Source organism: Streptomyces sp. NPDC088387 (assembly GCF_044753385.1).
GTDB lineage: Bacteria > Actinomycetota > Actinomycetes > Streptomycetales > Streptomycetaceae > Streptomyces.
Window position 1 is genome coordinate 85175 of the sequence record NZ_JBIVNC010000018.1, and the last position, 6318, is coordinate 91492.

The 6318-nt window shown below is 71.7% G+C and carries 5 protein-coding genes; 4 read left to right on the plus strand and 1 reads right to left on the minus strand.

Going from position 1 to position 6318, the window contains the following annotated elements; translation table 11 throughout:
- Positions 1 to 4: 4 nt before the first annotated feature.
- The 3 genes from ACIQAC_RS35320 to ACIQAC_RS35330 all read left to right on the plus strand — a co-directional run bounded on the left by ACIQAC_RS35320 (position 5) and on the right by ACIQAC_RS35330 (position 4233).
- On the plus strand, positions 5 to 283 hold the full coding sequence (locus ACIQAC_RS35320) for a hypothetical protein (RefSeq protein ID WP_402198576.1): 279 nt from the start codon (positions 5 to 7) through the stop codon (positions 281 to 283).
- Between the two features lie 68 nt (positions 284 to 351).
- Positions 352 to 2154 (plus strand): ABC transporter ATP-binding protein, encoded by a 1803-nt coding sequence (locus ACIQAC_RS35325; protein WP_402198578.1) that lies wholly within the window; start codon positions 352 to 354, stop codon positions 2152 to 2154.
- A gap of 99 nt (positions 2155 to 2253) precedes the next feature.
- On the plus strand, positions 2254 to 4233 hold the full coding sequence (locus ACIQAC_RS35330; RefSeq protein WP_402198580.1) for a multicopper oxidase family protein: 1980 nt from the start codon (positions 2254 to 2256) through the stop codon (positions 4231 to 4233).
- A gap of 105 nt (positions 4234 to 4338) precedes the next feature.
- On the opposite strand, the gene ACIQAC_RS35335 is transcribed toward ACIQAC_RS35330, so the two are convergent.
- Positions 4339 to 4602 carry a hypothetical protein gene (locus ACIQAC_RS35335; protein ID WP_402198582.1) on the minus strand — a complete coding sequence of 88 codons (264 nt, stop codon included), beginning with the start codon at positions 4600 to 4602 and terminating at the stop codon, positions 4339 to 4341.
- A 245-nt stretch (positions 4603 to 4847) separates the two neighbouring features.
- On the opposite strand from ACIQAC_RS35335, the gene ACIQAC_RS35340 reads away from it, so the two are divergent.
- A complete protein-coding gene (locus ACIQAC_RS35340; protein ID WP_402198584.1) occupies positions 4848 to 6023 on the plus strand; it encodes a glycosyltransferase in 1176 nt (391 codons plus the stop codon).
- Positions 6024 to 6318 lie beyond the last annotated feature (295 nt).

Here is a 6318-nt window from a genome sequence, read left to right on the forward strand (position 1 = left end):
GGACATGCGCAAACGCGAGGGCGGCCCGCTGCGGGCGCTCGGCAGGAGTGTGGGCGAGGGCCTGATGTGGATGGGCTTCGCCTGGTACGGGACGCAGAGCCCGCACCCGTGGACGGAGTGGGCGGGCTGTGCGCTGCCGCCCACCGGGCAGCCGCCGTGCCTGCCGCCCGTGCCGCACGAGGTGCTGGCCGAACTGGACGCCCTCCAGGCACTGCACGAGCTGGAGGAGCGGCAGGAGCTGGAGGAGCCGGGCCGTTGGACGGTGCCGGCCGAGCAGGTGTGACACCCCGCCCGCAGCCGCCGCGCCGGGCCCCTTCGAACGGACCTGACCCAAGGAATAAGGAGACCCAGGTGACCACCACCGGGCCGGGCACGGCTCACCACCCCGTGCACAAGCGCCGCATCCTCAAGCTGTTCGGCCCCTACCGCCGCAGTCTGCTCTTCGTGGCGTTCCTCGTGGTGGGGTCGTCGCTGGTCTCCCTCGTCAACCCGTTCCTGATCCGCGAGATCATCGACACGGCGCTGCCGCAGGGCCGCACCGGGCTGCTGTCGCTGCTGGCGCTGGGCATGGTGGTGGTCGCGGTCGTCAACAGCTCCTTCAACGTGTGGCAGACGTATCTGTCGGCGAAGGTCGGCCAGCTCGTCATGCACGACCTGCGCACCTCGGTGTACGCGCATCTCCAGCGGATGTCGCTGGCGTTCTTCACCCGCACCCGCACCGGTGAGGTGCAGTCGCGGATCGCCAACGACATCGGCGGTATGCAGGTGACCGTGACGACGACGGCGACCGCGCTGGTCTCCGACGTGACGACGGTCCTGACGACGGTGACCGCGATGGCGCTGCTGGACTGGCGCCTGACCCTCGCCTCGCTGGTGGTCCTGCCGGGCTTCGTGTGGGTGAGCCGGCATGTCGGTGACGAGCTGCGGGTGCTGACCCGGGCGCGGCAGCGGCAGTTCGCCGATCTGTCGTCCAACGTGCAGGAGTCGCTGTCGGTCAGCGGCATCATGCTCGGCCACACCATGGGCCGCTCCCGTTCGCTCAGTGACGCGTTCGCGACGCAGTCGCGCAAGCTGACCGACATCGAGGTGCGGGCCAGCACGGCGGGCCTGTGGTACCAGTCGACGATCTGGATCGTGATGGCCGCGATGCCCGCGGTGATCTACTGGGTGGCGGGGCTGACCACGACCGGCGGGCACATGTCGATCTCGATCGGTGAGCTGGTGGCGTTCGCGACGCTCCAGCAGATCCTGTTCCGGCCCGCGCAGCGGCTGCTGACGATCGGTCTGGACATCCAGAGTTCGCTGGAGCTGTTCGGGCGGATCTTCGAGTATCTGGACATGCCCGTCGACGTCGCCGAGCCACAGCACCCGGCGGTGGTGCCGGCCCGGCTCGGCGGCGAGGTGCGCCTGCGCGGGGTGGGGTTCTCCTACGCGGGCGCCGAGCGGGCGACGCTGGAGGGCATCGACGTACGGGTGCCGGCCGGGCGCAGTCTCGCGGTGGTCGGCGGGACCGGCTCGGGCAAGACGACCCTGAGCTATCTGATCCCGCGGCTGTACGACGCCACCGCGGGCTCGGTGACCATCGACGGTGTGGATGTGCGGGAGCTGTCCTTCGACACGCTCACCGCGACGGTCGGTGTCGTCTCGCAGGAGACCTACCTCTTCCACGCGACGGTCGCCGACAACCTGCGCTTCGCCAAGCCCGGCGCCAGCGACGAGGAGCTCGTCGCGGCCGCCCGCGTCGCCCACATCCACGACTACCTGATGTCGCTGCCCGACGGCTACGACACGGTCGTCGGTGAGCGCGGATACCGTTTCTCCGGCGGGGAGAAGCAGCGTCTGGCCATCGCCCGCGCCATCCTGCGCGATCCGCCGGTGCTGGTCCTGGACGAGGCCACCAGCGCCCTGGACACCCAGACCGAACGCTCCGTGCAGAAGGCCGTCGACGCCGCCAGCGAGGGCCGTACCACCATCACGGTGGCGCACCGGCTGTCGACGATCCGCGGCGCCGACGAGATCATCGTGCTGGACCGCGGCCGGATCGCCGAACGCGGCACCCACGACGAACTCCTCGCCCTCGACGGCCACTACGCCGCGCTGCTGCGCCGCGACACGCAGAGCGAGTCGGAGGAGGCCGAACTGGCCGCCGCCTGACCGGCCCCCGCCCCCGAGGGGGCGGGTCTGGAGCGGTCCTTGAGCCTGTGGAGCGGTCTTCGAGCGGTTGTGCAGGGGGTGTTGCCTAGCATCCGGCGCATGGAGACTGCTTCTGGCGACATACCCGACTCGCCCCGAATCCACCGCCGTGCGCTGCTGCGGGGCGGTGCCGTCGCCTCGCTGGGCGCGCTGGTGTCCGCGTCGGCCGTCTTCGCGGCGTCCGACACGGCGTCCGGCGCGTCCGCGCCGGGCGGTCCCGAACCGTCCGCGCCGGCGCTGCGGCTGGAGAAGTTCACCGACGCGCTGCGCCGCCCGCCCCTGCTGCGCCCCGAGCGCAGGGGCGGGTACGACGAGCTGACCGTGCGGATGCGCACCGCGAACGTCACCGTGCACTCGCAGCTGCCGCCGGTGCGGATGTGGACGTACGAGGGCGCCTTCCCGGGGCCGACGATCGAGGCGGTGCGCGGCCGGCCGCTGCGGGTGGCGTGGGAGAACCGGCTCAGCGGCACCCTGCCGGTGCGGGCGGTCGACTTCGGGCAGGCCGGCGGGCCCTCGCCCGACCCGCTGTCCAACTACCCCGGCACCCAGGGCTGCCGCGAGGTGGCGGGCGTGGCCGGCCTTCAGCCGTGGGCGGCGGTGCATCTGCACGGCATGCTCACCGGCGGCGGCAACGACGGCTGGATGGAGAACCTCCTGGCCCCCGGTGACGTGCAGCTGTCGGCGTACCCGAACGAGCAGCCCGCCACCACGCTCTGGTACCACGACCACACCCACCATGTGAGCCGGTTCAGTGTGTACGCGGGTCTGGCGGGCGCGTTCGTCCTGCGCGATCCGGACGAGCGGGACCTCGATCTGCCGTCCGGGGCGCGGGAGATGCCGCTGGTCCTGGCCGACCGCAACTTCGCCCTGGACGCCTCCGGTGCGCTCACCGGCTCCCTCGTGCACAAGGTGGAGATGGTCGGCACCAGGCTGATGCGGGTGCACGCCGCGCCCTACACCCTGGTCAACGGGGTGATCTGGCCGTATCTGAAGGTCGATCCGGGCTGGTACCGGTTCCGGGTCGTCAACGCCGCCAACTCCCGTCTGTACCGGCTGATGCTGCTGGCGGACGGCGTGCCCGTGCCGGGCGCGCTGAAGGTGATCGGCACCGATCACGGGCTGCTGGACGCGCCGGTGCCGGTCGAGGGCGCGCTGAACCTGTCCGCGGGTGAACGCGCCGACGTGATGGTCGACTTCGGGGCGTTCGCCGGGCGGACCCTGAAGCTGGTCAACACCGCGGACGGGGTGACTCCCGGCGCCTCCAGCGTCCGCGACGACCTGCTGGAGCCCGACGTCATGCAGTTCCGCGTCACCGACCGGGCCCGCTCCGCCCGGCACGCACCGCCCCGCACCCTGTCCCCCGGCTTCAGGCGGCTGACCCCGGCGGACCTGCCGGCCGGCGCGCCGGTGCGGTGGGTGGTGCTGGTCGGGCCGGGCACCGCGGACGTGCCCGAACTGTGGGAGATGGAGGAGCTCACCGGCGACGAGACGGCCGGCCTCACCTTCCCGGCGGCCGGGATCGTCCAGGTCGCGGACGCCGACGGCGCCCTGACCACCCTGCGCCGCACCGCCATGGACTACGACGACGGCCGCACCCTGACCGCGGCCCAGCACCGCACGGAGGTGTGGAAGTACCTCAACCTCGCCGCCTCCCCGCACCCCATGCACATCCACCTCGCGCACTTCCAGGTGCTCTCCCGCGACCACGTCGACATCACCGGCTTCGACCGGGTCGTACGCGGCACCGCGCGGCCCGTCACGTTCCGCTCCGCGGGCGTCCTGGAGGCGCACGAGCGGGGTGGGAAGGACACGGTCCGGGTCGGCACGGCCGGGCGGATCACCCCGGGCCCGAACGGCACCCCGGGTGAACTCGTCACCGCCGTCGTGCACTTCCCCGTCGTCGGGCGCGGTGTGCACCACTGCCACATGCTGGAGCACGAGCAGCACATGGTGCGGCCCCTGGTCGTCGCGCCGGCCGGCCACGCGCAGACCGGCGGGCACGGCACGAGCGGGCAGGAGCACGCCGGTTCGCATCACTGAGCGCACGGCACGTGCCCGCGGCCGGGTCGGTCGCGGGCACGTGGGGAGCCGTCGGAAGAGGGGGCGGCCCAAGCCGTTGTGCGGCCTCGAAAAACGCCCAGAAGCTCAGGCGGCCCTGCGGACGATCTCCACGGCCCCCGCGTCCAGCAGGGTCTTCACGGCGGCCTCGCCGCCCTCGACGTCCAGGTCCATGTCGTGCAGGCGGCCGATGACGTTGCGGACGACCTTTTCCGGCTGCGTCTTTTCGGTGCCCTCCCAGACCAGCTCGGGGAAAACGGTCAGAAACACCTTGTCGTTTCCCTGCGTGTAGATGTTCACTTCCATCACGTCACGCAGAGCCATCCGGGCGTTGTAGATCAGGTTGTTCATGCAAGCCACCGACTTTCGGTATCCGTTATTCGCAGGCTTCCTGGCCACACGTACGGACCTCATGATGGTCAGCGGGCAAGAAGTGCGCAACGCAGCCCGCGATATACCCCGTTCAACTGCGCGAAATCCGCGATTGAACACCCTTGCCAATTGATGGTGTTTGACAGAGAAAGCCCGCGCTGCGGACCATCGATGCAGTTCGCAAATGCTTTAGGCCGCGTCCCACGAAAAGCATCCGGAGTGCCATGAAAATCCTGTTCATCACCACGGGCAGCCAGGCCACCTACTATGCCTCTGCCCCCCTGGCGACGGCCGCGCGAAATGCAGGCCACCAGGTCGTACTGGCCGCCCACGAGCCGTGGGTGGAGACCGCGGAGGCCATCGGCCTTCCCACGTTCTGCTACACGGTCGACCCGATCCGGCACTTCATGCGGATCAGCAACCCGGGCAAGGGCCTGCGCTTCCCCCGTGAACTCGGCGACGAGGAGATGTTCGGGCAGGGCCGCGGCTTCGCGCAGATGGGCCTGGCCGGGGTGGAGTCCCTGCTGGAGCTGGCGAAGGACTGGACCCCGGACCTGGTCGTGGGCAGCTCGCAGAGCTACGCGGCGATGCTGCTCGCCGCCCACCTGAAGATCCCCTACGTGCGTCACGTCGAGTACCTGGGCATCCCGCTCACCGGTATCGACCCCGGCGCCGAGGCCGAACTGCGCCCGGAGCTGGAGAAGCTGGGCGTGGACGGGCTGCTCAAGCCCGACCTGCTCATCGACTCCACCCCGCCCTCGCTGCGCCCGCAGGGCGACCCGGACGCGCAGGCGATGCGCTGGATCCCCTCCAACCCGCAGCGCCGGCTGGAGAAGTGGATGTACACCCGCCCCGAGGGCAAGCGGCGTGTGGTCATCACCTCCGGGTTCCGCAGCCTGATGTTCCGCGACCCGGGCTGGTCCATGCCGCTGCTGGTGAGCGAGCTGGGCAAGCTCAACGCCGAGGTCCTCATCGCCGCCTCCCCCGGCGCCGCCGAGCGCTTCGGCGACCAGCTGGGCGACGCCCGCGTGGGCTGGATCCCGATCGACACCACCGCCGCCACCTGTGACCTCGCGGTCCACCACGGCGGGGCGACCACCGCCACCACGCTCATGGCCAACGGGGTGCCGCAGCTGGTCATCCCGGAGAACCCGCCGGAGTTCCCGCCGAACTACCACCGGGAGGCCATCGCCAAGGCCCTCACCGACTTCGGCGCCGGCAAGACGCTGTGGCCCAAGGCGCAGGAGCCCGACAAGGAGCCGGGCGAGGTGATCGCCGCCGCGTGCAAGGAGCTGCTGGACAACCCCAGCTACACCGAGCGCACCCAGTTCATCGCCAAGGAGATCTCCACGCTGCCCACGCCGGCCGAGATCGTGCCCAAGCTGGAGGCGCTGGCCTGACCGGCCGGCACACCCGAAGCGGGACGCGGGCCGCCCCGGGGCCGCGGAGAGCGTCACCCTCTCCGCCGGCCCCGGGGCGGCCCGCTTCCTGCCCCGCGCAGGCGCAGACAGCAGGCACGGACGGCAGGCACGGACGGCAGGTGCAGACAACAGACAGACAGACAGGCAGACGGGCGGGGGCCCGCCGGGGGGGGGGGGGGGCCGGGGCCCCCCCGGGCGGGGGGGGGGGGGGGGGGGGGGGGGGGCGGGCCGCGGGGGGGGGGGGGGGCGGCGCCCCCCCGGCCGGGGGGGGGCG